The organism is Candidatus Brocadia sinica JPN1 (genome assembly GCF_000949635.1).
GTDB classification, from domain to species: domain Bacteria; phylum Planctomycetota; class Brocadiia; order Brocadiales; family Brocadiaceae; genus Brocadia; species Brocadia sinica.
Genome location: NZ_BAFN01000001.1, coordinates 1551007 through 1577668, shown reverse-complemented (window position 1 = coordinate 1577668; position 26662 = coordinate 1551007). Strand labels below are relative to the sequence as shown.

The window sequence follows — 26662 nt, the reverse complement described above, 5'->3', positions numbered from 1 at the left end:
ATTCATCCTATGATTTCTACAGCCTCGGAAAGATAACATACTTCGCTCAGTTCTATTCCCAGGTCATTAGCAATCCCCTTTGTGTTATCCTTTGGAACAATTGCCCTTTTAAAACCCAATCTCTGCGCCTCTTTTAATCGGATCTCAATCTGGCTTACACTACGAACCTCTCCTCCCAACCCTACCTCTCCAACAAACACGATATCGGAAGGAATTACCTTTTCTTTAAAGCTTGACGTAATTGTCATGGCAATACCAAGGTCAGCTGCGGGTTCATCCACCTGAACTCCTCCTACGATATTCACAAAGACGTCCTGTCCCCCAAGCTTTAGTCCTATCCGTTTTTCAAGGATGGCAAGGATCATCGAAACCCGATTATAGTCTACCCCGCTGACTTTTCGTTCGGGCATACCAAAGTTCGCCCTAGTGACAAGCGCCTGTATCTCGACTAGCAAGGCGCGAGTCCCTTCCATGCAGGAAATAATAGCAGAGCCGGCACTAATCCTTCGACCTTGTGAAATAAATATCTCAGACGGGTTATCCACCGGCTGTAATCCATTTTTTCTCATCTCGAATATCCCTATCTCATCGGTGGAACCGAACCTGTTTTTTACCACCCGCAAGATGCGGTAGCATTGAAATTTTTCTCCCTCAAAATACAAAACCGTGTCAGCCATATGTTCTAATACTTTAGGACCGGCAATAATGCCCTGCTTGGTGACATGCCCTACCAGGAAAATTGCAGAACCTGTAGATTTAGCAACGGAAATGAGATCATTGGCACATTGACGTACCTGAGCAACCGTACCGGGTGCGGACTCTATTTGTGACTTATAAATCATTTGAATAGAATCGATTACAACAAGGGTTGGTCGGGTATTGTGGATGTTTTCCAGAATGAAATCCAGATTTGTTTCCGCAACGACCAATAAATTATCCGACAAAATAGACAACCTCTCCGCACGAAGTTTTGTCTGAGCAACCGATTCTTCCCCTGTCACATAAAGGGTGGTATACCCTTTTTTGCTAATATACTGACATACCTGTAAAAGGAGCGTAGATTTGCCTATTCCCGGTGTCCCTCCGATCAATACTGCCGAACCAGCAATCAGTCCACCGCCAAGAATCCTGTCAAATTCTTCCATCCCTGTTTCAATACTAGGACATTCAAGCAGTTTTACCTGTGTTATTGGTTGTGGCAATTCGCGACTGATGGTAAATGATTTATAACCAGAACCGGCAGGCGTGCCAAGCTCTTCTATCGTCGAGTCCCATTCCCCGCAACCTCCGCAGCGTCCTACCCATTTCAGGCTCTTCCAGCCGCAATGCTGACAAACATATACCACGTTTGTTTTTGTCATGTTTACATGAGCAAATCTGTTACACTACAACGGATTTCATAAAAATAAAAAAGGGAAGAGTTTTTGCTCTCCCCTTTTGTTTGTCTTTTTGTCACATCTCATCCTATAGGCTGCTTTCAGCATTTGCCAGCGCAGGCTCCGGGGTTTCAATTACCTCGTCAAAGATCAGCTTACCATCCTGTACCCTTGCCTTTACAAGTTTCTTCCCCTCAAATCTACCCTGTAAGATTTCTTCCGAAAGGGGGTCCTCTAAATAACTTTCTATCGCCCTTCGGAGTGGACGTGCCCCAAAGTTTTGGTTGTACCCTTTTTCTATCAAAAACTCTAAAACCTCGTCAGTCAGCGTAATGCTGATGTTGAAGTTATACAGCCTCTTTTTAACACCGACTAATTCTATTTCAATAATCTTTTTCAAATCTTCCTTATCCAATGGTTTGAAGACAATTATATTATCCACCCTGTTCAAAAACTCCGGGCGGAAGTGTTTTTCAACCTCTTTCTTTAATTGCTCTTTCATCATTTCGTAAGTATGCGCATCTGTCACTTTTTTGAAACCTAAAGATGCCTGGTTCTTGATAACATCTGCACCAATGTTTGAAGTCATAATAATAACCACATTGCGGAAATCCACATGACGTCCAAAGCTATCCGTTAATTTCCCATCCTCCATAATTTGCAGTAACATGTTAAATACATCCGGATGGGCTTTTTCAATTTCATCAAGCAGTACAACGGCATACGGGCGACGCCGGATTTTCTCTGTAAGCTGTCCACCCTCTTCATAACCCACATAGCCGGGAGGAGCGCCAATCAATCTGGAAATGTTATGTTTTTCCATATACTCAGACATGTCAATCTGAATAAGGGCTTCCTCTTCACCAAACAGGAACTTCGCCAGTGACCTTGCCAGGTGGGTTTTGCCCACACCGGACGGCCCTACAAATATAAAAGAAGCTACAGGACGGTTTGGATTCTTCAACCCTGCGCGGGAACGACGTATCGCTTTGGCAACCGCTTTTGTAGCCTCTTCCTGGCTAACCACCATCTTATGAAGTTCTTCTTCCATGCGCAGCAATCTTTTGGCCTCGGCAGATTCGATACGTGTCATGGGAATTCCTGTCATTTTGGAAACAACCTCAGCAACTATTTCGCCATTCACGACACCTTCAACCTCAGCGCGGGTCTCCCGCCATTCTTTCTCAATGGTTTCCTTTTTCTTTTTCAGCTTATCTGCCTTGTCTCTTAACCGGGCCGCCCTTTCAAAATCCTGAATCGCCACAGACTCATCTTTATCTTTTTCCAGCTTATTGATCTCTTCCTCTATATGTCTTAAATCAGGCGGCTGTGTGGTTGCCTTAAGCCGTACCCTTGCACATGCTTCATCAAGCACATCAATCGCTTTATCAGGGAGATATCTTCCCGTGATATAACGAATGGATAGCTCGGTTGAGGCTTCTAACGCATCGTCCGTAATTTGAACTTTGTGATGCGCTTCATAACGGTCACGAAGTCCTTTTAATATTTCGATCGTTTCCGTCTTTGAGGGAGGCTCGACAATAATCGTCTGAAATCTTCTTTCAAGAGCACCGTCTTTTTCAATATATTTTCTATATTCATCCAAGGTAGTAGCGCCAACACACTGGATTTCCCCTCGCGACAGTGCAGGTTTTAATACATTGGAAGCATCAATAGCGCCCTCTGCGCCGCCAGCACCCACCAGGGTATGTAACTCATCAATAAACAGAATAATATTCTTCGCCCTTTTGACTTCCGACATCACGGCCTTAATACGCTCTTCAAACTGACCTCTATATTTAGTACCGGCTACCATCATTGCCAGATCCAGGGCCACAATCCTACGGTCACGCAATAATTCAGGGATATTTCCCTGTACCACAGCCTGCGCCAGACCTTCAACAATGGCCGTCTTCCCAACACCTGCCTCGCCCAACAACACGGGATTGTTTTTGGTTCTGCGGCACAAGACTTGAATTACACGCTCAATCACATCTTGTCGTCCGATAACAGGGTCGAGTTCATGTTCGCGGGCCTGTTGTGTAAGGTCACGGCCAAAAGAATCCAGCGCAGGAGTCTTCGACTTCCCCTTCTTTTCCTCTTTTTCCTGATTCACACCCCCCTGTACCGCTTCCGAACCCAAAAGCCCAATAACCTCCTCCCGAACATCTTCGAGTTTTACTCCCAGATTTAACAATACTTGTGCGGCTACACCTTCCTGTTCTCTGAGCAAACCCAGCAACAAATGCTCTGTTCCGATATAATTATGCCCTAACGCTCGCGCCTCCTCCATCGCATACTCCAGCACCTTCTTTACGCGCGGGGTAAAAGGCAACTGTCCCACAGAAACAAGATCCGACCCGCTTTGGACAATTTTTTCTATCTCCAGACGTATCTTTTTTAGTTCGATATCCAGGTTTTGCAAAACATTGGCGGCAACCCCGCTACCTTCTTTCACAAGTCCTAACAAGATATGCTCTGTACCAATATATTCGTGATTAAATCGCCTGGCCTCTTCGCGTGCAAGCGCCATAACCTTTCGAGCACGGTCAGTAAATCGATCAAACATAATACACCTATCCTTTCAAGCTTTCTGCTTTTTCCAGGCGTTTTCTTACATATGTTGCACGAATAATATTCCTTTGCAGAGATGTAAGTTCACGCCCTTCCAACTTTTGTAAGTGCCCCGGTAATGTGAAAATGAAAAGCTCATTTAAAGTTTTCATTTCAATATCATTAATGATTCCTAAATTAACTCCCATACGGACCTGAGATAGCAGGTGCATAATCTCCTCGGAAGTAATCATCCGCGCCACCTTTAGCATACCATAAGAACGCCATACACGATCTTCTAATTGTTCCCGACTCTCAGAAATCAATGCCTTCCGTGCCATCCGCTCATAACTGGTAATCCTGGGAATTACACTTTCTATAATTTCAATAATTTCTGACTCAGACTTGCCGAGGGTGAATTGATTTGATATCTGATACAAGTCTCCGGAAACCTGCGTCCCCTCCCCATATAATCCCCTTACCACCAAACCCAGTTTCATTACCGCATTAAAAACTTTTTCAATATGGTGTGTCATCCCCAGTGCTGGCAGATGCAACATAACTGACGCTCTCATTCCCGTACCAACATTCGTAGGACAGGCAGTCAGATAACCAAAACGTGAAGAATATGCATAATTTAACTTTTTCTCTAATTTGTTATCGACCTCGTCAATCGTCTTCCATGCCTCCTTTAGTTCAAACCCAGAGCGAATTACCTGAATTCTCAAATGGTCTTCTTCATTGACCATCAGGCTGATCGTCTCAGACTTCCCAAAGGCCACACCTCTTTCACCTTCTCCCCCTGCATGTTCCCTACTGATGAGATGCCGTTCTACAAGAAAAAGTCTGTCTACAGTATCAATTTCCGCAAGATTTATGTAACGAAGGTCCGAAGTAATCTCAGCTTCTTTGATTTTATCTCTGACAATCTCTTCAAGTTCCTTTTTCTGTTTTACATTAGCCCTTGAAAGGAAAGGGAATCTCGCCACATTTCTGGCCAGACGAATCCTGCTGCTGATAACAATATCTGACTCAGGACCTGTACCTCTCAGCCACTCTCCTGTATTATCAGCAAGATCACTGATCTTCACTGGTGTCGCCTGAAAGTTCATAAATCCTATCCCTTAACTCTGCTGCCTTTTCGTAATCTTCTTTTTCGACAGCCTTGTTCAACTCATTCCGCAATTGCATGAGTTCATTTTTTTTAATTAATTCTTTCCCAGCCCTAGAAGGCACCTTTCCCACATGCTGGACACTGCCGTGCATCTTTTCCAATAACGGGATTAATCCCTTTCTAAAAATCGTATAATCCATCGGACAACCTAGCCGACCATGGGAGCGGAATTCCAGATAGGACAATCCACATACAGGACAAACGATCTTAGACATCTCACTAATTTCTGGCGCTACCTGATTAATGAGACTTGTTAATATCTCCGTAGGTGAGGGTATTTTTGTAAGCTGTGTATTGATACTCTGTGCACATTCTTCGCAGAGATGTCGTTCTTTTTTCACTGCGCCGACAATCTCTGTTAAATGGACTGTCGCATGTTTTTTATTACAAGATTCACATTTCATTAATTCAGTCACCTCAAACGAATCTCAGGTCCAACCTTAATTTATTGTCTTTCCCATTTTAACACATCTATAACTTTTCCTAAAGAACTTTTTTCGGACAATATCTCTTCCCGTATCCTATTTTCTTTTTCCAAACAATCCATACCATAATTGACCCAGGCATTGGCCTCTAACGCGGGTATTACCATCAACCCATCGTCATCCCCCACAATCCAATCTCCCGGATTGATGTGAATTCCCGAAATACTGATTGGGATATTAATCTCCCCAAACCCTTTTGGCTCGCCAGCAGTTGGCATCGCTATTTTTGTAAAGATGGGGAAATTTAATTTTCTAACCTCCGCAAGGTCGCGCATTGCACCATTGATAACTACCCCACTTATTTTTTTCTGCAATGCGCTATGGGTTGCCAATTCCCCCCATACAGCAGGCCCAACTCCCCCCGCATCTATCACAATCACGTCCCCTTCTTTTGCAATATCTATAGCTTCAACAGGCTTGGCCCAATCACCCGGATACGTCCGAACGGTAATGGCATTCCCTATTAATTTAATATCTGAATATATCGGATATAATCCCGTAATACCTTCAGCTCGGTGACTCCCATCCGAGATATTTGCCGTGGAAAGTCGATTTAACGTTTCACGGATACCTTCACTTGTTACCCTTTTGAATAGCGTTGTAGAAACCCTTCGGTTTTCTCTCATTGCATTTTTAATAGTCTCTGTCGCAATTTTTACATCTTTTGATTTACTAATATATCCGCCAACAATTACAACACTTGCCCCAGCATTTACAGCATCTACTACATTTTCAGAGTTTATACCACCTGCCACGGCAACCGGTATCTTTACTTTACTGCAAACGTGTCGCAAGGTGTCAAACGGTGTCTTACCATACATTTGATCATCTATGGCGGTGTGCACAGCAATAAAATCAGCGCCCCATTTCTCTATATCGGCAACGTAATCCCCAATGTTACTACTATCTATACAGTCCACACAGATTTTTATACCGTAATTTTTCCCTGCTTGTATACACTCCCTAATAGTCGAAACCGGGGCATTTCCCATTACAACGGCGATGTTAGCGCCGGCTTTGGCAGCTATTTCCATTTCTGCACGCCCTGCATCCATTGTCTTCATATCCGCAATTAACGTTCTGCCGGGAAACAATTTTCTCAAGTGGCGGACCGCATTCATCCCTTCGCTTTTAATAAGCGGAGTACCTATCTCCAGCCAATCCGCGCCGCCTTCAATTGCCGCTTCAGCAACCTTTACAGCCCTGTGAAGGTCAACAAAGTCCAAGGCTACTTGTAATATTACCGTCATCCTATTTACACTCAAATTGTAAAAGAGCCTCTATTCGAAATATGCAGCCCCACAACGGTCGGACTCCCAAGTTGTGACCTTCGCCACCCCTACCCCTATTGGTAGGACATTCTTTAATCCGTCATAAAGTATTTTGGACAGATTCTCGGTGGTAGGATTTAAGACCTTAAAATCCGGGAGATCATTCAAATACACATGATCAAATCTATTGATAACTTCCCCAATAATCCTTTTTGCATCTCTAAAATCCATTACCATGCCTAATTTATCCAGTTTTTCAGCCTTTAAGACGACCTGCACCTTCCAATTGTGACCGTGAAGCCTTTCGCATTGCCCTTTATATTCCCGCAAGTTATGTGCTGCGGAAAAATCAGTTTCAACGACGAGTTCAAACACTATTTATGCACCAAAAATGCCTTGTTTTACTTTAGTTACGGAAACTCGAAAGTACATACATGCAAAAAAATCTTATCACTCGCAAAAATAAAAGTCAAGGGATTTTTCATTGTTTATATAGACCTAAACACTCACTGGAAAAAAACATAGGATCATTTAAAATGTATCGAACCCCTTATTTTCTCTTGAATTGCTTTTGTAACTCATCCAGAGAAAAATGCAGTGCCGTGGGCCTGCCATGGGGGCAGTTGTTCGTATATGCATTTATCCTCTTTTTCATTTTCAGAAGTTCCTCTATTTCCGACGGTTCCAATCTCTGCCCTGCCTTAATAGCGCCTTTACACGCCATAATGCTGATTAATTTATCCAAAATGCTATCTTTCCCCTTCAGGTAATCATCATCGCTCAACCCGGCCAGCAAGCTTTCGATAAATTCCTTGCCATGCAATCGCCGCAGAACTTGCGGAAAGGAGCGAATTGCAATTGTACGCAGCCCAAACTCCTCAACATCAACCCCCAGCCCTCTCAGATTTTCTTTTAAGCTGATAATGTTGAAAAAATCCTTTGGACTCAACTCCACCAGTTCCGGGATCAACAGGCGCTGACTTGGCGATTGGGAAGTACGCATGCCCCTTTCTATTTCGTGGTATAAAATTATTTCGTGCAATGCGTGCTGATCGATAATATTTAATCCGTCATCTGTCTCCTCAACAATAAAAGCATCGTGAATTTGAAAACAGACCTTCTTTTTGCCAATACCCTCTGCAGGAAATACTTTTTCTTTCCCCTTTGTTTTTATACCCGTTTGAATAGTATTGCATTCCCCTGATTTTTCTTCATTCGGAAATCCTTCCACACTTCCCTTACCTTCTTTCCTCATCAATTCCCCCTTTTTATAGGGGGAATCAAGAGGGATCTCTATCCTCTTTTGTAAGTCAGGACCCGGTAGGTTTGCATCCGTTTTTCTCAAGGAAAACTGTTCCCACAGAGACTTTTTTACAAGGTCAACATCTTCTGCTGCCACCAATTCCTTTTCCAATCCCGGAACCGAAGATGACACGTCAATCGTCTTAGCTGTTGATTTATTCAGACCCTCTTTTAACGCGGAGAGGACATAATTGTAGACTGCGTTGGTATTCCGGAAACGCACTTCGGTCTTTGTTGGATGGACATTCACATCTACCCCAGACGGCTCTACCTGTAAAAACAGGAACACAACCGGATATCTCTTATACATTAATTTCCCGCGATAGGATTCGCTAATGGCACGAAAGATGGCGCCATCTTTAATGTAGCGGCCGTTCAAAAATATGAACTGCATCCTCGCATTGGCTTTGTCAAAAAAAGGAGGCGCAATGAATCCCGAAAGGACAAATTGCTCTTCCCGAAGAAACACGGGAATAAGTTGCTTTTTCATCTCTTCTCCGAAACATATTGCAATCCGTTCAGCCGTATCCCGGACCGGCGGAAGATTAAACACCGTCCTGTTATTATGCATGAGGGTAAAATGAATAGCTGGATAGGAGAGGGCAAACCTCGTGAGTACTTCAGAAATATAAGCCATTTCCGTGGGTATCGTCCTTAAAAATTTCTTGCGGACAGGAACGTTAAAAAACAGATCGCGCACCTCAACTTGTGTGCCTTCAGGCGCGCCGCATTCCTTAATTTTACCCAAAATTCCTCCGTCAATCGTTACTTCCGCACCATGCAAAGATCCTTTTACCCTGGAGATAATGCTGGCATGCGAAACGGCTCCGATGCTCGGCAGTGCCTCTCCGCGAAAACCCAGGGTATGGATCGCAAACAGGTCGTCTGCATTACGAAGTTTACTGGTGGCATGGCTTTGAAATGCAAGAGCAAGGTCTTCGGCATCCATCCCAATACCGTCATCCGATATCCGTATCGATTTTCTTCCCCCATCCTCCAGATGGGTATCAATCCTTGATGCGCCGGCATCAATTGCATTTTCAATTACCTCTTTTACGACAGCCGCCGGACGATCAATCACCTCGCCTGCTGCAATTTTGTTAATGACAGCTATGGGAAGAATCTTAATTTGGGACATACACCACATTCCATGAAAAGCAAGCACCAGTTCCTGAACCTGCCAGGAGCAGTGATCATAGATTCTACGGTGAACAAAAGAGCCTCGCAGTTACAAACCAAATAATAGCACTTATTTTATTTAAATCATAATAAATTTGCTTTACATTGTTTTGATACTTCAGTTGTAAAAACAAAATTATGTGTTATATACACAAAAACAATAGTACATCAAGAAGTAGACAAACAAAGAATAATTCAGAAGGCCAAACAACAAAGATAATACGAACTGGCAAAAAGTTTGCCCATATTACGAAGTATACACTACCATAAAATATAAAAAAGAGTAAATTTTTTCAGGAACACTCCGATAATATCGTTAATGAGGTAATATTTCTATAAGTTATTCCTGTGCAGTTAAAGAGTCATCATATTTAGGAGGAAGAAAGCGATGGAAAAATATTTTCTATTACTGCGGTGGTTTTCTTTTGTAACAATTCTATCATTGTTGATTGCTACAAAAGGATATAGCAAAGATTTGTTTGAAACAAGCCTAACTAGTGAATCCTCAGGCAGTTATTCAGCAGAAGTAGAAGCGAATATCAGCATAAGCGACACCGGCAAGGTGGAATTATCTATAGAGGGATTACGATCTGCTGACGATCAACTCATCAACCAAGACAGTATTCTTGTGATTGAAACAGAGATTAATGACAGCCCAAAAACGTATGCAGAACCATTTGCTATTACGGACGGAAAAGCAGAATTAGAATTTACCCTTGATACCCTTAGCAAAGGCGATAAGCTGGAAATTGTCAACGTCATAATCAATACAGTGACGTCTCCAACGCCTACTCCAATTATAACCGCTTCACCAACGCCAACGAGTTCTCCAACAGCGACACCTGCGACAACACCAACGCCCTCTCTTGCACGCACAGGCTCAATCCTGGCAATCCTGGTACCAGGAGGCATAATCTCAGAATCTACTATAGCAACACCCACCCCCGTTATCACGCCTTCACCTGCTCCCACGGCAACCCCCATGACCACACCCGCAATTATACAAGCAGTCATTGAAATAAAACCAGAAACCATCAACCTCAAAAGCAACGGTAAGTTTAAGGCGTTTATCAAGCTACCTTTGCCCTATAATGTTAGCGACATAGATGAAGATACCGTTGAATGCGAGGGGGCAGAAGCCATTAATGGGAAGGTAGACAAAAACCGGTTTATCGCAACATTTAACACACAAGACTTAGATCTCGATTCCCAAGTAAACTTTTACAGGAATCAGAAAAAAGATGAAAAAGAAAGGCAGGAACTCACCGTTACTGGTGAATTAAAAAACGGCACAAGCTTCGAGGGAAGCGATACTGTGAAAATAAAGGGCAAAGAAAAGAATGATGATGACGACGATGACGACGATGACGGTGATGACGATGATGATGATGATGATGATCATGAAAAAAAGAGACATCATTAAACGGAATACTTTTAAAATAAAAAGGGAGGCTTTTTAAGCCTCCCTTTTTTATTTCTCTTTGCTATAATTATCCTTAGTAACAAACCAAAAATCTTTTCACAAGAAAACTATCGTGGTGGGGGAAATACATGTTTACTAAGGAGTACGAAACAGAAATTAACAAGTGTGCCAAGTGCGGTAAATGCCGTTCTGTCTGCCCCGTTTTTATCGAGACGGGTAACGAATCCATGGTGGCACGAGGTCGCATAAGCCTGGCTGATGCACTACGAAACGGCGAAATTTTTCACACGGAACTCTTAAGGGATTATCTCCTCTCCTGCAAGAAATGCCTCCGGTGCTCCAGTATCTGCCCCTCGGGTGTTAATTATGATTTCATCATCCAAACCATGCTTGACGATCTGGCAAATCACCTTGGCATATGGTTTATACCACGGATTGTATTCAAACTGTTCTTGACCAGGAGGTGGCTCTTTAATCTGCTCTTGAAAACCGCCAGTACCTTTCAACGTCTTGTTCCACTAAAGCGTCACGGTACCATGAGGCACTTACCTTTCATGTTTATGGGTGGTAGATGGATTCCTCCTTTGGCGAAAGAGACTGTACTAAAAAAATATCGAAATGCGAAGAAGATAAAATCTCCGAAAATGAAAGTGGGGTTTTATGTAGGCTGTCTTATCAATTACGTCTATACCGATATTGCTGATGCAGTAATCGAGGTGTTAAATCATTTTGGGGCAGCAGTAATTATCCCCACAGAACAACTGTGCTGCGGCATACCTGCAAGATCATTGGGGGATGTAAAAACGGCACGAAGATTGGCTGAAGTAAACGTGGAGGTATTTGAAAAGGCCAACGTCGATTTTATTATCACTGCATGCGCAACCTGTGGCAGGACTCTGAAAAGAGATTATCCCCATATCCTGGGGAATCGCGCCTTAAAATTCACGGATAAATTATACGACATATCTGAATTTATTGAAAAATATTTTACCTACGAAACAAAGACACTGAATACAAAGATTACCTACCATGATCCGTGTCATCTCTACTGGGGTCAAAACATCTCAAAACAACCCAGAGATATTTTGAGGCATTCTGCTGATTTTCAAGAGATGGAAAACCCGGAACGCTGCTGCGGAGGAGGTGGGGTATTTAATTTGTTACACTATGATCTCTCAATGAAGATTGGTGAGCACAAGGCAAGGGCTATTGAAAAATGCGGCGCCAAGGTTGTAGCAACGGGTTGCCCCGGGTGTCGGCTTCAAATCGAAGACCTTCTCGCTGCAAGGGGTTCAGAGGTTAAATGCACACACACCATACAAGTATTGAGGGATGCCATGCTGCGATAAGTTGAAAGTCGAAAAAATAAAAAACCTGGAACTTTTAACTTACAACTTTATAGTAACATTTCGGCAATCTGAACAGCATTCAGCGCAGCGCCCTTTCGAAGATTATCGCTCACAATCCATAGATTAATCCCCTTCTCGATGGATTCGTCTTCACGAATGCGTCCCACAAAAACATCATCTCTTCCCGCTGCATCAGTCGCTAAAGGATATAACTGATTGGCTGGATCATCCACAACCCTGATACCAGGCGCCACGGAAAGGAGCTTTTTTACTTCTGCCGCGGAGATTTTTTTCTCTGTTTCCACGTTCACCGACTCGCTATGACTACGGATAACAGGTACACGTACAGTCGTCGCAGTAACCCGAATGTTATTATCCCCCATGATCTTTTTGGTTTCATTCATCATCTTCATCTCTTCGGATGTATATCCATTGGGTAGAAACGCACTGCTTTGGGGAATCTGAGGCAATACATTAAAGGCAATCTGATGAGGAAACAAATTTCTCCGAAACCCTTCCTTGCCGTCAAGAACACTTGCAGTCTCCTTTCGAAGCTCATCAATGGCCTTAAGTCCCGCGCCAGACACCGCCTGGTACGTTGACACAACAATCCTCTTTATCCGTGCAACATCATGAATCGGTTTCAAGGCAACCACCATCTGGATCGTAGAGCAGTTGGGATTAGCAATCACACCATGATGCTTGGCAATATCCTGAGGATTCACCTCGGGCACTACGAGCGGCACATCGTCATCCATCCTGAAGGCACTGGAATTATCTACACAAACAGACCCACTCTCGATGGCATAGGGTACATATTCCCTGCTGATGCTTGCCCCTGCGCTAAAAAGGGCAATCTTTATCCCCTGGAATGAATGCTTCGTTAATTCATGCACGGTGTAATCAACCCCGCAAAACTGCATTTTTTTCCCGGCAGAACGTCTCGAGGCTAATAATCTCAATTCTTTAACCGGAAATTTCCTGCTTTCCAGTATTCGGAGAAATTCTTCACCCACTGCGCCTGTTGCACCCACTACCGCCAGATTTACTGCCATCTCTTCCAAAAACTCCTTTCGTCGTTAAGACTTTTAACCATGGAGACTACTGCAAAAACCCTTATAAATTTCTCTCATTCCGGGCCTAAATACTCTTTAATTTTTCTCTGTGTCCCCGGTGGCTTAAAACATCTATTTAATACGTATTAAAATATCGTCCTGAATCGCCTTTTTTTCCCGAACATCCCTTATCTGCGACAAAAATCGCTGCGCATCACTATAATAACCTGCCGTTGGTTTTAAGCCGGGGAGAAGTTGAATCCAATATTGATTTTCCAACCGCATAAACAACTCCCGAACATATTTGCTAAATATTGATGCAAGGGCTGCAGCCATGCAGATATCTTCACCCTTTTCCACAAAGGATATCTTCATCCTCTTGCCGGTATCAACCACCTCGTATGTCGAAACCCTGGCACTTTCGTTTAGCACCTCTAGATCCGCCATGGGCAATTGGGCCTTTAGCAGGCTGGTATACGTATTTCTGCCACCCTGCTTGTCAACAATCAAACGTATATTGCCATCACATAAATTCCACAGACTGGAGATAAGTGCTGCGCAATTATTAAATAAGACAACAGACTTATTTCCGAACGACCTTACCTGTTCATTAAACTCCTGAACAGTTACAACACAACTTCTTGCATAAGAAAACCGCACATTGTGCTTCCGAAAAACATACTGTAATAAATCTGCATAATTTACTATCACAGAAATGCTCGTAGTTAACGGCAGGGGATAATCCTTATCCTTATACCATGGATACCGGGCAATGGCATTTGTATTGTAACATGATAAGCTGCCCAGCAGTTGAAAGAACGATGCAATCTTTAAACCCTTTGACCACAAAAACGAAAGAACCGCATCCTCCAACGGTTTCAGGCCGTTGTGCGCGTTGTATAATTTTTTGCTATCCAGAACAGCAAGTCGCCGTTTTCGCGCTCTGCGTTCATTTGATACGGCTTCCTTCAAAAGCTCCCACAAGGAACAATCTGCCATTTCATCCGGCACATCAAGCGCAACAACGGTACTTACCATAGGCCCAAGCGTAGGACCGTATCCGGCCTCATCTATCCCTGCTATCACCGCCATAACAAATTATTTAAAAAAATAATTATATCATTTTACAAAAAAAAGTCAAAACGAAACCAACTTGTAATGCCGCCAATTTGAGTGGTATCTCAATCCTGAAATTGGTAACCACCGATTACCTCAGCCGGGGTGTTTCTATTTAAGACAGAACCGTCTCCCAGTTGACCGTTTTTGTTTAATCCCCATGCCCATACGGTTCCATCGGCTTTTAAGGCAATGCTGTGTTGTCCTCCACCAGAAACAGAAATGACATTGTCAAGTTTTTTTACAAGAACGGGAACGTCTCTCTTTGTAGTAGTTCCGTCCCCCAACTGACCTGAACTATTACTCCCCCATGCCCATACGGTTCCGTCTGATTTCAGGGCAAGGGTGTGGTCTCCTCCCCCGGCAATTGCAATGACCTTTTTGAGCTTATTTATGGGGAATGGGGTACTTCTGTTATCAGTCGAACCGTCTCCCAACTGGCCATATTGATTAAATCCCCAAGTCCAAACGTTACCGTTGTTCTTCAGGACAACACTGTGATCTCCCCCACCATTCATAGTACTGACGTCCATAAGTCCTCTCACCGGGATAGGGATTGTCCTGTCAGTTGTAGAACCGTCTCCCAACTGATTATTTTTGTTAAGTCCCCAAGCCCAGATGGTGCCATCTGTCTTCTTGGCAAGGCAGTGGTACCCACCTCCGGTAATGGAGACAACATCGCTAAGCCCACTTGCTTGTACTGGTGTATTTTTATCTGTAGTGGTTCCGTCTCCCAATTGTCCGTATGCGTTTCTCCCCCAGGCCCAAACGGTTCCATCAGACCTCAGGGCAAGACTGTGCTGTCCTTTCGTGGCAATCGCCATGATACCACCAAGGCCATTTACCTGAATTGGTATATTCCTGCTCTTAGTCGTGCCGTTTCCCAGTTGTCCCGCCCAGTTACCTCCCCATACCCAGACTGTACCATCTGTTTTCAAGGCGATGCTGTGCCACACTCCTCCTGCAATTGCAGCAACATTATCCAGCCCCTTTACCTGTACCGGCATCTTCCTATCTGTATTTGTTCCATCGCCAAGCTGTCCGTACATATTCAATCCCCATGCCCATACGGTGCCGTCTGATTTCAAAACCAGGCTATGAAAACCGCCTCCCGATATTTGCACAATTGTCGATGCAGAAGCCATCATATTAAAGGGCAAAAACAGAGAAAATGAGATTACAATCCAGCATAAAATGATAAGTTTGTTGTTCATCGTAATATTACCCACTCCCCCCGAACAGAAAGACTCGATATTGTAATGAAAAAAGGTGCTTTTTCCGCAAACAGGTTTAAGGATTTTCAATTATTATTTCTTTTTTCTCACGGGATGCGTTTTGGGAAATTCCTGGGCAATTTTGGCTGCTTCCAGGGAACATTGCGGATGGCCCCAGCCACCGGCGCTGATACCATTGGTAATATCATAAACAATATTGTCATCTGTTGATGGACTAACCCCCGCAGGCACGTAGTCCAGATTCAGTCCATGCCGCACCTTCCATGCGATATTGTGGTCAGCACATGAGGTATCACCGCTGACGCCCAAAGCGCCAACAATTTTTCCCTCGCTGTTATACAACGCCAAACCTCCTCCAAATACATTAACCCCGCCTATCCTATGGCCAACCATGGGGTCCTTTTCTGTGCCAAATTTTTCGGACGGACCCTGATAGGCCGCTTCAGGAGAAACAGGATTACTCTCCTGTAATCCAAACAAGCTCCCGCCAGGCTGCACCGCAGAGAACAGGTTTGCAGTTGACAACGCAAATTCCGGCAGACTGAATGCATTAGCAGTATTGGCCTTTTGTGCAGAAATAACACGACTCCCAGGCCATTGATCTCCCCTGTCTTTTCCAGAAAATACGACTACTTTTACCACGCCGTCTCGGTCCGTCAGGGTTGCCCACATATGAAAACCAAACCCCCCATTGTTCTCCTTCACTACGGCCCGAAGAACTCCCTGAAGCACCGCATGCGAAGGCAGATTATCCGCAAAAGCCCCTAGTGAAAACAGGACAACAAGGGATATGGTTACAACAAAACTATTGAAAATCATTTTAAAACATCTCATGCTAACAGCCTCCTCTTGAATGGTGTTTGTCATATATAGTTCACTGCAGAGTACGAAAAATGCAGAAAAAATCAGAATATCGCATTAAAGAATTTTTTGCAATTTTGCTGCCTTATCAAGCAATTCATCTTCCATAATCTATTGTCGTTCCCAGGTAGTTATCTCACCATGAACATGCATTGATCATATTACGTAAACTATGTACTGATACTAGAGTAATTGTCAAGGAATTTCTGATGATTTTACAAGACAACAGCAAATCAAATTTCTTCCACTATAACAAAGATACTTCCGCTCTTGTCATGCTTCTAAACGGTGCTTGCCATTTCTATTTTTCCTCACAGCAGTCGTTCTGCTGAAGACGGATGGCAATATCAGCCGTTTCATTTTTCTTGACAACAATATCGGCAGAAAATATAATTTTTAGGCGTAATATTGAGTTAACAGACAGATACCTAATTTGTGTTATACGACAAACGAGGCATTATGCCTCGTTCATTTTGAGAATGCGATGATGCGGATACTCAGGACATGGGAATGTAAAATTGACAAGGAAATCGAAAAATGCAAACAACAATTAAACATTTTATCCGGCGTATCCACGAATAGAACAACAGTACTAAAAATTATCAATGACGTCAAAAAGCATAAGGATAAAGCACTTGCGAAATATAGCAAACTCTATGATAAGGCTTTTCTTTCACCGAAGGATTTTCGGGTAAAAGACAACGAAATTGAAGAGGCTTACAGGAAAATATCTCTCCCGTTTGTAAAATCCATTCAACGAGCTATCACCAATATATGGACATATCAGGAACACATACGAATCAGCAAAGTTAGCCCATTAAAGACAGGCGGCATTGTGCTTGACACCTTGTATTCTCCTTTAGAAAGTGTGGGAGTATACGTTCCTGGTGGCGCCGCATCGTATCCATCCACGGTATTGATGAACGCGATACCTGCACGCGCAGCAGGCGTCAACAAAATAATTATGACTACACCTCCTTCTAAAGATGGAGCTATTCCACCTGAAAGACTGGTTGCTGCAAAGGAGGCAGGTATTCGTGAAATATACAAGGTGGGTGGTGCCCAGGCTGTTGCTGCCCTTGCATTTGGCACAGAAACCATTCCAAAGGTAGATAAGATTGTAGGACCCGGGAACGTTTTTGTAACGCTTGCAAAAAAGGAAATCTTTGGATATGCTGGCATCGATATGCTGGCAGGACCCAGCGAAGTATTGATTATAGCGGACGACCATGCAAACCCTTCGTTTGTCGCATCTGATTTATTATCTCAGGCAGAACATGCACCAGGCATCTCAATGCTGGTCACGTTCTCTGAATTGCTGGTGGAACAAGTAACTTCAGAATTAAATCGACAAATAACAAAACTCAAACGATATGCAGACACAAAAAGATGCCTGAAAAAATTTGGTGTTATTATATTAGCAAAAAACATCGACGAATGCGTTGAAATATCCAACAAATTGGCTCCAGAGCACTTACAGATTATGACACAGAACCCGAGGGCGCTGCTTTGTAATATTAAACATGCTGGGGCAATCTTTTTGGGATCATACACCCCAGTTGCACTGGGAGATTATATTGCGGGACCCTCACATGTACTTCCAACGAGTGGGACAGCACGTTTTTCATCCGGATTATCGGTAAATGATTTCCTGAAAAGGTCTAGTGTAATAACGTATTCCAGGTCGGCACTCAAGACTGCATATAATGATTTGGCTGAAATTTCAGGAGCTGAAGGTTTGGATGCGCACACACGGTCTGTTCAAATCAGACTAAATTCCAGGTCCGGATTTTAGAATTACGATTTTTTCCCATCGAAAATCGCAATTCGTAAATTTTCCAAAATATCTTAAAGGAGCATGCCGTTGAGTTATTTTAGAACCAACATTGAAAGAATGTCCGGTTATACACCGGGAGAGCAACCCAAAGACGGTATTTACATAAAACTCAACACAAACGAAAATCCATACCCACCCTCTTCAGGGGTGCTAAATGCCATTAAAGAGGCGATAAACGAAAACCTGCGTCTTTACCCCGATCCGGTTGCAACAGCAGCAAGGACAAAAATTGCTGAAATATTAGGTACAAGACCGGAATGTGTCATGACGGGAAACGGTTCCGATGACCTGCTATCCATAATTATACGGAGCTTTGCAGGCGAAGGCGATAAGGTCGTTTTTCCTTACCCTTCTTATATGCTCTACAAAACACTTGCAGAACTGCAGGATGGGGTTGCCTGTGCTGTCGATTTCACGGAGGGTTATTCTCTTCCTGAAGATTTTATCGTAGAAGGTGCAAAGGTTACATTTATCGCAAATCCGAATTCTCCGTCGGGAACTATGATCTCACCAGGCAAAATATCAAAGATTGCCTCCAAGATAGATGGTGTGCTCGTCGTTGACGAGGCATACGCTGATTTTGCAGACGATAATTGTCTCTCCCTGATCAAACAACACGACAATATCCTTATCCTGCGCACACTGTCAAAATCATATTCACTGGCAGGCATCAGGCTGGGTTTTTGCATTGCGCAAGAACCTCTTATTCAAGGGTTGATGAAGGTGAAGGATTCGTATAACGTTGACCGACTCAGCATTGCGGCAGTAATTGCAGCACTGGATGACCAAAAAAGCATGAAGGCTCACACTGAAAAGATAAAGGAAACAAGACGCTACCTTACAAAATCCTTACAGGAGATGGGTTTTTTTGTATATCCTTCCCAAACTAACTTTGTGCTGGCACGGTGCATGAAAGGAGTCTCTGCACACACCTTATATCAAACATTGAAGGCACGAAAGATACTGGTACGATACTTCAATCTGAGACGGCTGGATGACTGCCTGCGCATTACGATTGGGACAAGAGAAGAAATCGATATCTTGCTGAAACATCTAAAAGAACTTGTAGGTACGACGCATTCAAAAACAGTGCCTACCTGTTATCATTAGACAAGGACACGGTATCCACATCCGTGCAATTCAGATGACAAAAAGGACAGCCACGATTCATAGAAAAACCAAAGAAACACAGATCGAATTGACCCTTACTCTTGATGGGGATGGAAATAGCCATATTTCTACTGGCGTTGGTTTCCTGGATCATATGCTTGATCTACTCACCAAACATGGACTGTTCGACTTGACTATTCATGCAAACGGAGACCGCATTGTGGACGATCATCATACGGTAGAAGACGTGGGGATATGTTTTGGCCAGGGAATAAAAGAGGCTTTGGGTGACAAAAAGGGGATTCGGCGTTTCTCAAACTCAAGCGTCCCTATGCAGGAAGCCCTTGCCCATATCGCAGTAGACATCAGTGGCAGACCAGCACTGGTCTTTAACGTTACCTTCCATACGGAAAAAATAGGGAATTTCGATGTAGAGCTTATTGAAGAATTTCTGGAGGCCTTTAGTACAAATGCAGGCATTAACCTGCACGTGAATGTCCCCTATGGCAGCAATGCTCACCACATAGCTGAAGCAATATTTAAGGGACTTGCCAAGGCGCTAGGAGATGCTGTCCGGATAGACGCACGCATAAAAGATATCCCATCAACGAAAGGAGTACTCTAATAGTATTTATCAGAAATAGCAAATCATTTTTTCAAAAAAGGAACTCAGCATGGTAAAACAGCACATCAAGGTTTTTGCCTCCCGGCTATTTGTACTTTTCTTTCCTCTCATCTTTCTACCGACCACCCTTAACGCACAACTTGCCGATACCCCATGGCCTATGTTCAGGCACGACATACAGCACACAGGAAGAAGCCCTTATGTGAGCATTCAAAAGCCCGTTCTAAAGTGGACATTCCAAACCCAAGGACCCATTGCCTCTTCTCCGGCTATTGGGGAAGATGGCACAATTTACTTTGGCTCCAAAGATAAAAAACTATATGCCGTTACACGAAATGGTAAACTTAAATGGGTATTCGAAACACAGAATGAGGTTGATTCATCACCTGCCATCAGAAAGGACGGCACGATTCTCTTTGGATCCTGGGATAGCCATCTTTATGCATTGAATCCTGATGGTAGTATCCTTTGGAAATATAAATCCGAAGGCGGTATCATTTCCTCTCCGGCAATTGCACCTGATGGCACGATCTATGTCGGGTCCTGGGATAAAAAACTTCACGCCATTACCCAGGACGGCAAATTAAAATGGACGCAAAAGACCGCCGATCACGTGGTCTCGTCACCTGCCATTGCCCCTGATGGTATGATCTATTTTGGTTCCGGGGACTATTATTTATTTGCCATGAAACCAGAAGGTAAGGCTGTTTGGAGTTTTGGCACCCGGTACCTCTTAGATGCCTCTCCCCTGATCGCTCCCAACGGGAACATTTACATAGGTTCAGAGGATGCCAAGTTTTATGCCTTTCGTGCAGACGGACATACAGAATGGACGTTTGACACCAAATACGATATCGATTCTTCTGCTGCTATTGACACTGAAGGAACCATATACTTCGGCTCCGGAGACAACAATCTCTATGCATTTACCTCCAGTGGGAAACTGAAGTGGAGTTTTGAAACTGGCTCTTCTGTTCATTCATCTCCTGCTGTTGGATCTGACGGTACCATTTATGTTGGTTCCAGAGATAAAAAACTGTATGCCCTTAATTCCAATGGAAGTTTGAAGTGGCTCTTTGAAACAGGATGTGCAATAGAATCGTCACCGGCTATTGATGCCGATGGCACCATTTATATCGGCTCCAATGACGGGAAACTTTACGCTATTGGGGAGGCTTTTCAGCAATAATGAACGGAAAGTCTCCGAACAAGAATAAAATTTTTATACTGTCTTTTTTCTCTAACAATCACACAAAAAGGCCAGCATTTTATGCTGGCCTTTTTGGTTAGTTCTATCCGAATTTTTTACGAACAACCTTTACGTTCTCACGAAGAATTTACGACTTCATCTTTACCTTAACATCCTTAATCTCCTCAGGAGACCCGCCTGCTCGAGGAAGACCTGCGCTTCCGGAACCTCCTTTTATGGCCTCCATCGTCCTGGCGCCCCTTTCATCCATGGCATTTGCGAACCAATACAGGAATGTGACAAAGAATGTACCTCCCACAATGTTACCAAGGGTAACAGAGACAAGATTCCAACCAAACATCTTACCCCATGAAATTGCGGCAGGGTCGTGGGGCAATAAATTTGCGATCGTCAATATTGTCATATTCGCAACGCTGTGTTCCATGCCTGTCGTAATAAAGGCGAATAAGCACCACCATATCATAATCAATTTGCCGGAATCGCTCGTGCACCTGAAGGTTGACCATATTGCAAGACATACCAGCCAGTTACAGAAGATACCCCTGAAGAATAGTTCCCACCATGGCGCAGTAGATTTATAGGTGGCCACCTTAAGTATGAATGACTTCCACGGATCGGGAGCAAAGATACCAGCCGCAATAACCATAAGCGCAAAGAGCATTGATCCACCCAGGTTCCCTAAGTACGTCCAAAACCAGCCCAGCATGGAATCACCAAGCGTTATAGTGCCCCTCAGTGTTCCCTTAAATATAAGGAGGTTATACCCCGTAAACAGCTCGGCTCCACCAACAATTACTAATGACAATGCAATACCAAAGGTTGCGCCGGCAACTATCTTACCAATCCCTGGATTTAGCGCTGCAACCGGAGCGGCAGCAATAAAAGCAAGGATAACACCAAATCCAATGTAAAAACCAGCCATCACAGAGAGTGTCAAAAAACCTGTTAGACTGTGTTTCATTGCAGTGGCTTTTTTAAGAGACACCGCAGCAATTGCATCTACGTTCGCAGTATATAACATTAATTGTTCTCCTCTAAAATGTTGTTGTGAATATCAACTTCAAAACAACACCCCTTTTTTAACATATTTCTCCTCTTATTACAAACTTCCAACATCTAACGGGCAAAAACTCTTTTTATATTTTTAATTTTTTATCATACCTCCTTTCCCTTATTTCTAAACAATCAGACAAGCAAATCCCCCCATTGGCTGAATTCCGCTTCAACTCTTTTTTCTGAGAATCATTTTGTTCATATCCATGATCTGTTCCAGGTTACGGACTTTGTCAGCTAATAGTTTTTTTTCGAGCGCCTTCTTTCCTATATCGATTACATCTTTCTGTCTGAAAGGCTTCAGTATGCAATCATACACTCCACAACTAGCCAGTCGGTCTGCATCATAGATATTCTGAGAAATTATTGCTACAATCTCAGCATCAGAGTTAGAGAATCTGATCGTCTTTAATACTTCATAGCCATCAGCAGGTCTTACACCCAAATCAACGATAATAAGGTCATAGGCATTTCTTCCGAATAACTCTGCCGCACCACCCCACCCCGTTCCGTCGCATGTTTCAAAACCCTCTCGCTTAAAGACACTTACCAGTGACTTTCTGGCTTTCTCCTGCTCTTCTATAATTAAAACCCTTGCCATAAAAATCTTTCGATTTTACCATTAATATCATCTTTTATTGTTTGGGAAGACTCCATTCTGGCGTTTTCGAGTGCTCATCAAACTGTTTTTTCAGCGCCGCATTTTCTTTTTCAACTCGCTCCAGACTCCCCATGAGTTCCCGAATGGTCACATCCTTGTTACTCAGCGTTTTCTTTGCAAGGGACAGCGAATCTTCTAATTCCCATATCTCCTTTTGCAACCGGGCCTTTTCCTCCTCCAGTTTTGCCTTTGCATCTTCAAGCTTCATGTTCACGAGCTTGAGTTGCTCGCCCTGTGTCTTAAAAGAAGCTGCTATCTTTTCTGCATCTTCTTTTTGCCTAGTAATATCATTAACCATCTTATTCAACTCTTCCATAGAACCGAAGGCCTTCATCACCCTTTTTTCGAGTTGTTCATGGAAGGTTTTTTCCCTGATATAACCTGCCTCCTTCATGGCATAGTATTTATTTATCATCTTGGATGCAAACCCTACATTCACAAACAGCAATATTATAATAAGGGTCTTCGCATTAACGGATAAGCCCTTTACTATTTCATTTCCCATAATTTTCTGCTCCTAGTTCAGCGTTTTGAAAATCTTCCTAAAAATAATCGCTTTATCTTTCTGTAATATCCCTGAATACACCTTCAATTCGTACCGCTTTACCGTTTTCATCGCGCACGAGATTGCATGTCCTTTCTGAAATGAATCGCTCTCCATTTTTCCTTTTGCAATATGATGTAAAATCCCTCCATACCCCTTCTTTTTCAAGCTTTTCTACCAATTCTTTCCGATCATCGGGATTTACATATACATCCTTAACCCGTGTGCCAATTACTTCTTCTGGCGAACCATAGCCAAGTATCTCAGCGCCAGACTGGTTGATCCATGTAAATACCCCATCTTCAGTAGGTTCACACTGATAGATCCCCTCTCTCAACGAATTCAGTAATTGTCTATGATGTCTTTCAGATTCCTGCAATTCCTCTTCAAGCTTCTTTCGTTCGGTAATATCTCTAAATATTCCATCAACGCGAACAGGTTTGCCCTTCTCATCAGCAATCATATTAGATGTCCGTTCCATATAGAAGCGTTCGCCATTTTTCCTCTTACAAAAAGATACAAAACCCTTCCAAACGCCTTCTTTGGATAGCTTTTCAACCACCTTTATGCGGTCATCCGGATTCACATAAATATCCTTTACCTTCATTCCAATTACTTCTTCAGGAGACTTATAACCCAGAACTTCAGCTCCGGCTCGGTTAATCCATATAAACGTACCGTCCACTTCGGGTTCAGATTGATAAACACCTTCTTTTAGGGAATCGAATAACAAGCGATATCTCTTTTCTGATTCGGTAATCTCCTGCTCTGCCTTCTTCCTCTCTGAGATATCCCTGAGTACCCCGTAGATAGCTACAGGGCTTCCCTTCTCATCCCTCAGCATATTACTTGTACGTTCTGCATAAAAACTTTCACCATTCTTCCTCTTACAAAGGGATACAAATTCCCTCCACACCCCATCTTTTTCAAGTTTCTCACAGAGGCGTCTTCTGTCCTCCGGATCTACATAGATATTTTTTACCTTTGTCCCGATCACTTCTTCCGGGCTACTGTATCCCAATATTTCTGCGCCGGACTTATTGATAAATGTAAATACACCCTCAACGCCAGGTTCAGATTGATAAATACCTTCCTTTATGGAGTTAAATAATTCTCTATATCGTTTTTCGGACTCCACTACCTCCCTCGTCTTTTCATCCAGAGATTTCGCCATCACGTTAAAGGAATTCGCTAATTCACCAATCTCATCTTCCCTCTTTATATCAACCCTTTGCGACAAATCCCCGGAGGCCATCTTTTTCGTTACTTCAGTCAGCTTAATAATCGGTGTCGAGGTTTTTCTGCCAATAATATACGCCACAATTACAATGGGAAATGCAATCACCAACAACACTGAACTCACAATATAATTAAGATTATAGGCGGCTCCATACCCCTCGTCCCTGTCGATTTCAGCAATAACGCCCCAATTAAACTCCGGCAACCAGCGCCATACACCAAGAACCGTCAAGCCGCTATAGTCCTTATAACCTTTCGCATCAAATCCACTATTCCCTGCAATACACTGCTGGACACCGCTGGTTAATTCTCCAGTTTCTGGATTAACCAACTTCAATTCCAATGCGCACCTTTTTTTAACCAATCCCATCTCTTTTAAATGTGCAGCAAATCTCGATTCGGTGATCATATACCCATCTTTATTTACCAGATATGTCTCTCCTGTCTTCCCCAAATGAAGACTTAACATCAAATCGTTCAGGGTCTTTTCGTCTACTCTAATGGCAACAACGCCAACTACAACTCCATCACGATCCTTAAGTGGCGTCGAAACAAACATCGTAGGCATACCCAGCTCTTTCTCCCCCAATTCATTGGCAAGCGGGATTTCAGATGGAAAAACATTCGATATAAATGTATTTCCTTGTAGTGCCTCCCTGAAGTAATCCATTTGCGAAATGTCGGTTCCTATGCCTTCTTCCGCCGTAGCAACTGTTACCAAGCCTTTATCATTACTTACAAGAACACCTTTATAACCATACTCATCCTTTACTACCTCAAGATATTGGACGATATCTGCAAAATCTTTATCCTCCTTTGTGATCTTTGCGCATTTGACCATCAATGGGTTGTTTGCGATGACGCGGGCATTTTTCATCCTTTCCTGCACCCAGGAAGTTACCAATTCAGCTTGTTTATGACCAACACCATCAAGATTTCTTATAAGCACTTCCTGAAGGTCCGCCTGAACCCTCGGATATGCTATGATTCTTAACAAAACAAATGGGAGCAACGTGAATACGATTAGCAAAAAAATAAGCCGATTTTTAATCGAGATATACATAGTTTTCTCCGTAATTTAACAAATTACTTCCCCAAATCCATGAATAAGTGCCCATCCATTGTGTCGCTCATACTATTACCACCAATGTGTCGGATAATCCCTTTTCCCCATCTTATTAAAAATGACACCAATTAATATCAAAATAAAAGCGCCCAAAATAACGGGATTCAAGATATACATATATCCAACACCTAACCCCCCGGTCTGAACGGCCACATACGCCGTTGCACCTGCTGGCGGATGGATCGAATAGGTAACCGTCATAAGCACAAGTGCGAGGGCAACACCAAGCGCAATAGACCAGAACGCAGTGCCAAAAAAATCATGTATCGTTACACCAATGCATGCTGCAAGAAAATGGCCGAGTAATACATTTCTCGGCTGTGCGAGTGGCGCTTTATAAGCGCCATAAATCAATACGGCGCTTGCGCCAAATGGCCCCAATAGCGTCGGGCACTTCCAGAGATACGCGAGCAACGCTGTAAATCCCACCCCCAAAAACGCACCCCATAAAGAAAGCCATACCTCCCGCGCAGGGATCGCAGGTTGGGGCGATCTGGGTAACTTTTTTATAAACGTACTAATCTTACTTATCTCGTCCATTATCGGCATGTTTCTATTCTCCCTATTTGAATACCCTTTAAAACGCGACAAAAAACTCCCTTTAGCTTCTTCAAAATCTTCCTTTACCTCAAACTTAACGTCTATAACTTTTTTAACCCTGGCAGTTTTCTTCCTCTTAAACATCTGTGGTACCTGTTTATCCTCACATAACTGGAAAGTGAAATTTCCGTTTATTTATCATAACGAAAGATATACCAACTTCTCATCAAAAACAAAATGCCACCTATATTTCATATAAGTGGCATTGAATCAATATCTTATTAAAACAACAATATTCTTTTGTATTTCTATTATTCGGGCTTTACCCGTTCACAAAA

The 26662-nt window shown here is 43.1% G+C and carries 22 protein-coding genes; 6 read left to right on the top strand and 16 right to left on the bottom strand.

Translation table 11 applies throughout. The features are described from left to right. Nucleotides 1–2: 2 nt before the first annotated feature. The 7 genes from radA to mutL form a co-directional block, all read right to left on the bottom strand. Complete coding sequence (radA, locus tag BROSI_RS07115) at nt 3–1361, bottom strand: DNA repair protein RadA (protein ID WP_052563053.1); 1359 nt, start codon at nt 1359–1361, stop codon at nt 3–5. Nucleotides 1362–1464: 103 nt separating this feature from the next. Then, a complete protein-coding gene (locus BROSI_RS07110) occupies nt 1465–3945 on the bottom strand; it encodes an ATP-dependent Clp protease ATP-binding subunit (protein WP_052563052.1) in 2481 nt (826 codons plus the stop codon). Nucleotides 3946–3952: 7 nt separating this feature from the next. Continuing rightward, nucleotides 3953–5041, bottom strand: a complete 1089-nt coding sequence (locus BROSI_RS07105; protein ID WP_230400653.1) for a protein arginine kinase — start codon at nt 5039–5041, stop codon at nt 3953–3955. After that, nucleotides 5007–5507 carry a UvrB/UvrC motif-containing protein gene (locus BROSI_RS07100; protein WP_052563050.1) on the bottom strand — a complete coding sequence of 167 codons (501 nt, stop codon included), beginning with the start codon at nt 5505–5507 and terminating at the stop codon, nt 5007–5009. Before BROSI_RS07100 ends, BROSI_RS07105 begins: the two co-directional genes overlap by 35 nt. A gap of 41 nt (nt 5508–5548) precedes the next feature. Further along, the gene (hxlA, locus tag BROSI_RS07095; RefSeq protein ID WP_052563049.1) at nt 5549–6838 is read right to left on the bottom strand and encodes a 3-hexulose-6-phosphate synthase; all 1290 of its coding nucleotides are present in this window, start codon (nt 6836–6838) and stop codon (nt 5549–5551) included. 30 nt (nt 6839–6868) lie between these two features. Beyond that, on the bottom strand, nt 6869–7234 hold the full coding sequence (gene queD / locus BROSI_RS07090; RefSeq protein WP_052563048.1) for a 6-carboxytetrahydropterin synthase QueD: 366 nt from the start codon (nt 7232–7234) through the stop codon (nt 6869–6871). 175 nt (nt 7235–7409) lie between these two features. Continuing rightward, nucleotides 7410–9299 carry a DNA mismatch repair endonuclease MutL gene (mutL, locus tag BROSI_RS07085; protein ID WP_052563047.1) on the bottom strand — a complete coding sequence of 630 codons (1890 nt, stop codon included), beginning with the start codon at nt 9297–9299 and terminating at the stop codon, nt 7410–7412. A 429-nt stretch (nt 9300–9728) separates the two neighbouring features. Here mutL and BROSI_RS07080 point away from each other — a divergent pair, with 429 nt between their 5' ends. Both BROSI_RS07080 and BROSI_RS07075 read left to right on the top strand, forming a co-directional pair. Continuing rightward, nucleotides 9729–10763 carry a hypothetical protein gene (locus tag BROSI_RS07080; RefSeq protein ID WP_052563046.1) on the top strand — a complete coding sequence of 345 codons (1035 nt, stop codon included), beginning with the start codon at nt 9729–9731 and terminating at the stop codon, nt 10761–10763. A gap of 128 nt (nt 10764–10891) precedes the next feature. Continuing rightward, nucleotides 10892–12112 carry a (Fe-S)-binding protein gene (locus BROSI_RS07075; RefSeq protein ID WP_052563045.1) on the top strand — a complete coding sequence of 407 codons (1221 nt, stop codon included), beginning with the start codon at nt 10892–10894 and terminating at the stop codon, nt 12110–12112. Between the two features lie 47 nt (nt 12113–12159). Here the strand turns inward: BROSI_RS07075 and BROSI_RS07070 are convergent, their stop codons facing one another. The 4 genes from BROSI_RS07070 to BROSI_RS07055 form a co-directional block, all read right to left on the bottom strand. Then, nucleotides 12160–13167, bottom strand: coding sequence for an aspartate-semialdehyde dehydrogenase (locus BROSI_RS07070; protein WP_052563044.1), 1008 nt, complete (start codon nt 13165–13167; stop codon nt 12160–12162). Nucleotides 13168–13299: 132 nt separating this feature from the next. Continuing rightward, nucleotides 13300–14259 (bottom strand): ribonuclease H family protein, encoded by a 960-nt coding sequence (locus BROSI_RS07065; protein WP_052563043.1) that lies wholly within the window; start codon nt 14257–14259, stop codon nt 13300–13302. A gap of 89 nt (nt 14260–14348) precedes the next feature. Next, nucleotides 14349–15497, bottom strand: a complete 1149-nt coding sequence (locus tag BROSI_RS07060; RefSeq protein WP_082059351.1) for an RCC1 domain-containing protein — start codon at nt 15495–15497, stop codon at nt 14349–14351. Between the two features lie 93 nt (nt 15498–15590). After that, entirely contained in the window at nt 15591–16352 is a 762-nt protein-coding gene (locus BROSI_RS07055; protein ID WP_052563041.1) for a GlcG/HbpS family heme-binding protein, read from the bottom strand. Between the two features lie 511 nt (nt 16353–16863). Here BROSI_RS07055 and hisD point away from each other — a divergent pair. From hisD to BROSI_RS07035, 4 genes are all read left to right on the top strand, one after another. After that, a complete protein-coding gene (gene hisD / locus BROSI_RS07050) occupies nt 16864–18174 on the top strand; it encodes a histidinol dehydrogenase (RefSeq protein WP_230400652.1) in 1311 nt (436 codons plus the stop codon). Between the two features lie 69 nt (nt 18175–18243). Next, the gene (hisC, locus tag BROSI_RS07045) at nt 18244–19326 is read left to right on the top strand and encodes a histidinol-phosphate transaminase (RefSeq protein ID WP_052565694.1); all 1083 of its coding nucleotides are present in this window, start codon (nt 18244–18246) and stop codon (nt 19324–19326) included. A 34-nt stretch (nt 19327–19360) separates the two neighbouring features. Then, nucleotides 19361–19951 (top strand): imidazoleglycerol-phosphate dehydratase HisB, encoded by a 591-nt coding sequence (hisB, locus tag BROSI_RS07040; protein ID WP_052563039.1) that lies wholly within the window; start codon nt 19361–19363, stop codon nt 19949–19951. A 49-nt stretch (nt 19952–20000) separates the two neighbouring features. Then, a complete protein-coding gene (locus BROSI_RS07035) occupies nt 20001–21140 on the top strand; it encodes an outer membrane protein assembly factor BamB (RefSeq protein ID WP_082059089.1) in 1140 nt (379 codons plus the stop codon). A 148-nt stretch (nt 21141–21288) separates the two neighbouring features. On the opposite strand, the gene BROSI_RS07030 is transcribed toward BROSI_RS07035, so the two are convergent. The 5 genes from BROSI_RS07030 to BROSI_RS07010 all read right to left on the bottom strand — a co-directional run bounded on the left by BROSI_RS07030 (nt 21289) and on the right by BROSI_RS07010 (nt 26468). Continuing rightward, entirely contained in the window at nt 21289–22182 is an 894-nt protein-coding gene (locus BROSI_RS07030) for a formate/nitrite transporter family protein (RefSeq protein ID WP_052563038.1), read from the bottom strand. A 201-nt stretch (nt 22183–22383) separates the two neighbouring features. Beyond that, nucleotides 22384–22815, bottom strand: coding sequence for a response regulator (locus tag BROSI_RS07025; RefSeq protein WP_052563037.1), 432 nt, complete (start codon nt 22813–22815; stop codon nt 22384–22386). A 34-nt stretch (nt 22816–22849) separates the two neighbouring features. Then, on the bottom strand, nt 22850–23380 hold the full coding sequence (locus tag BROSI_RS07020) for a hypothetical protein (RefSeq protein ID WP_052563036.1): 531 nt from the start codon (nt 23378–23380) through the stop codon (nt 22850–22852). A gap of 52 nt (nt 23381–23432) precedes the next feature. Further along, nucleotides 23433–25721: a PAS domain S-box protein gene (locus tag BROSI_RS07015; RefSeq protein ID WP_052563035.1), complete on the bottom strand. Its 2289-nt coding sequence runs from the start codon at nt 25719–25721 to the stop codon at nt 23433–23435. A gap of 75 nt (nt 25722–25796) precedes the next feature. Beyond that, on the bottom strand, nt 25797–26468 hold the full coding sequence (locus BROSI_RS07010) for an HPP family protein (protein WP_052563034.1): 672 nt from the start codon (nt 26466–26468) through the stop codon (nt 25797–25799). Nucleotides 26469–26662 lie beyond the last annotated feature (194 nt).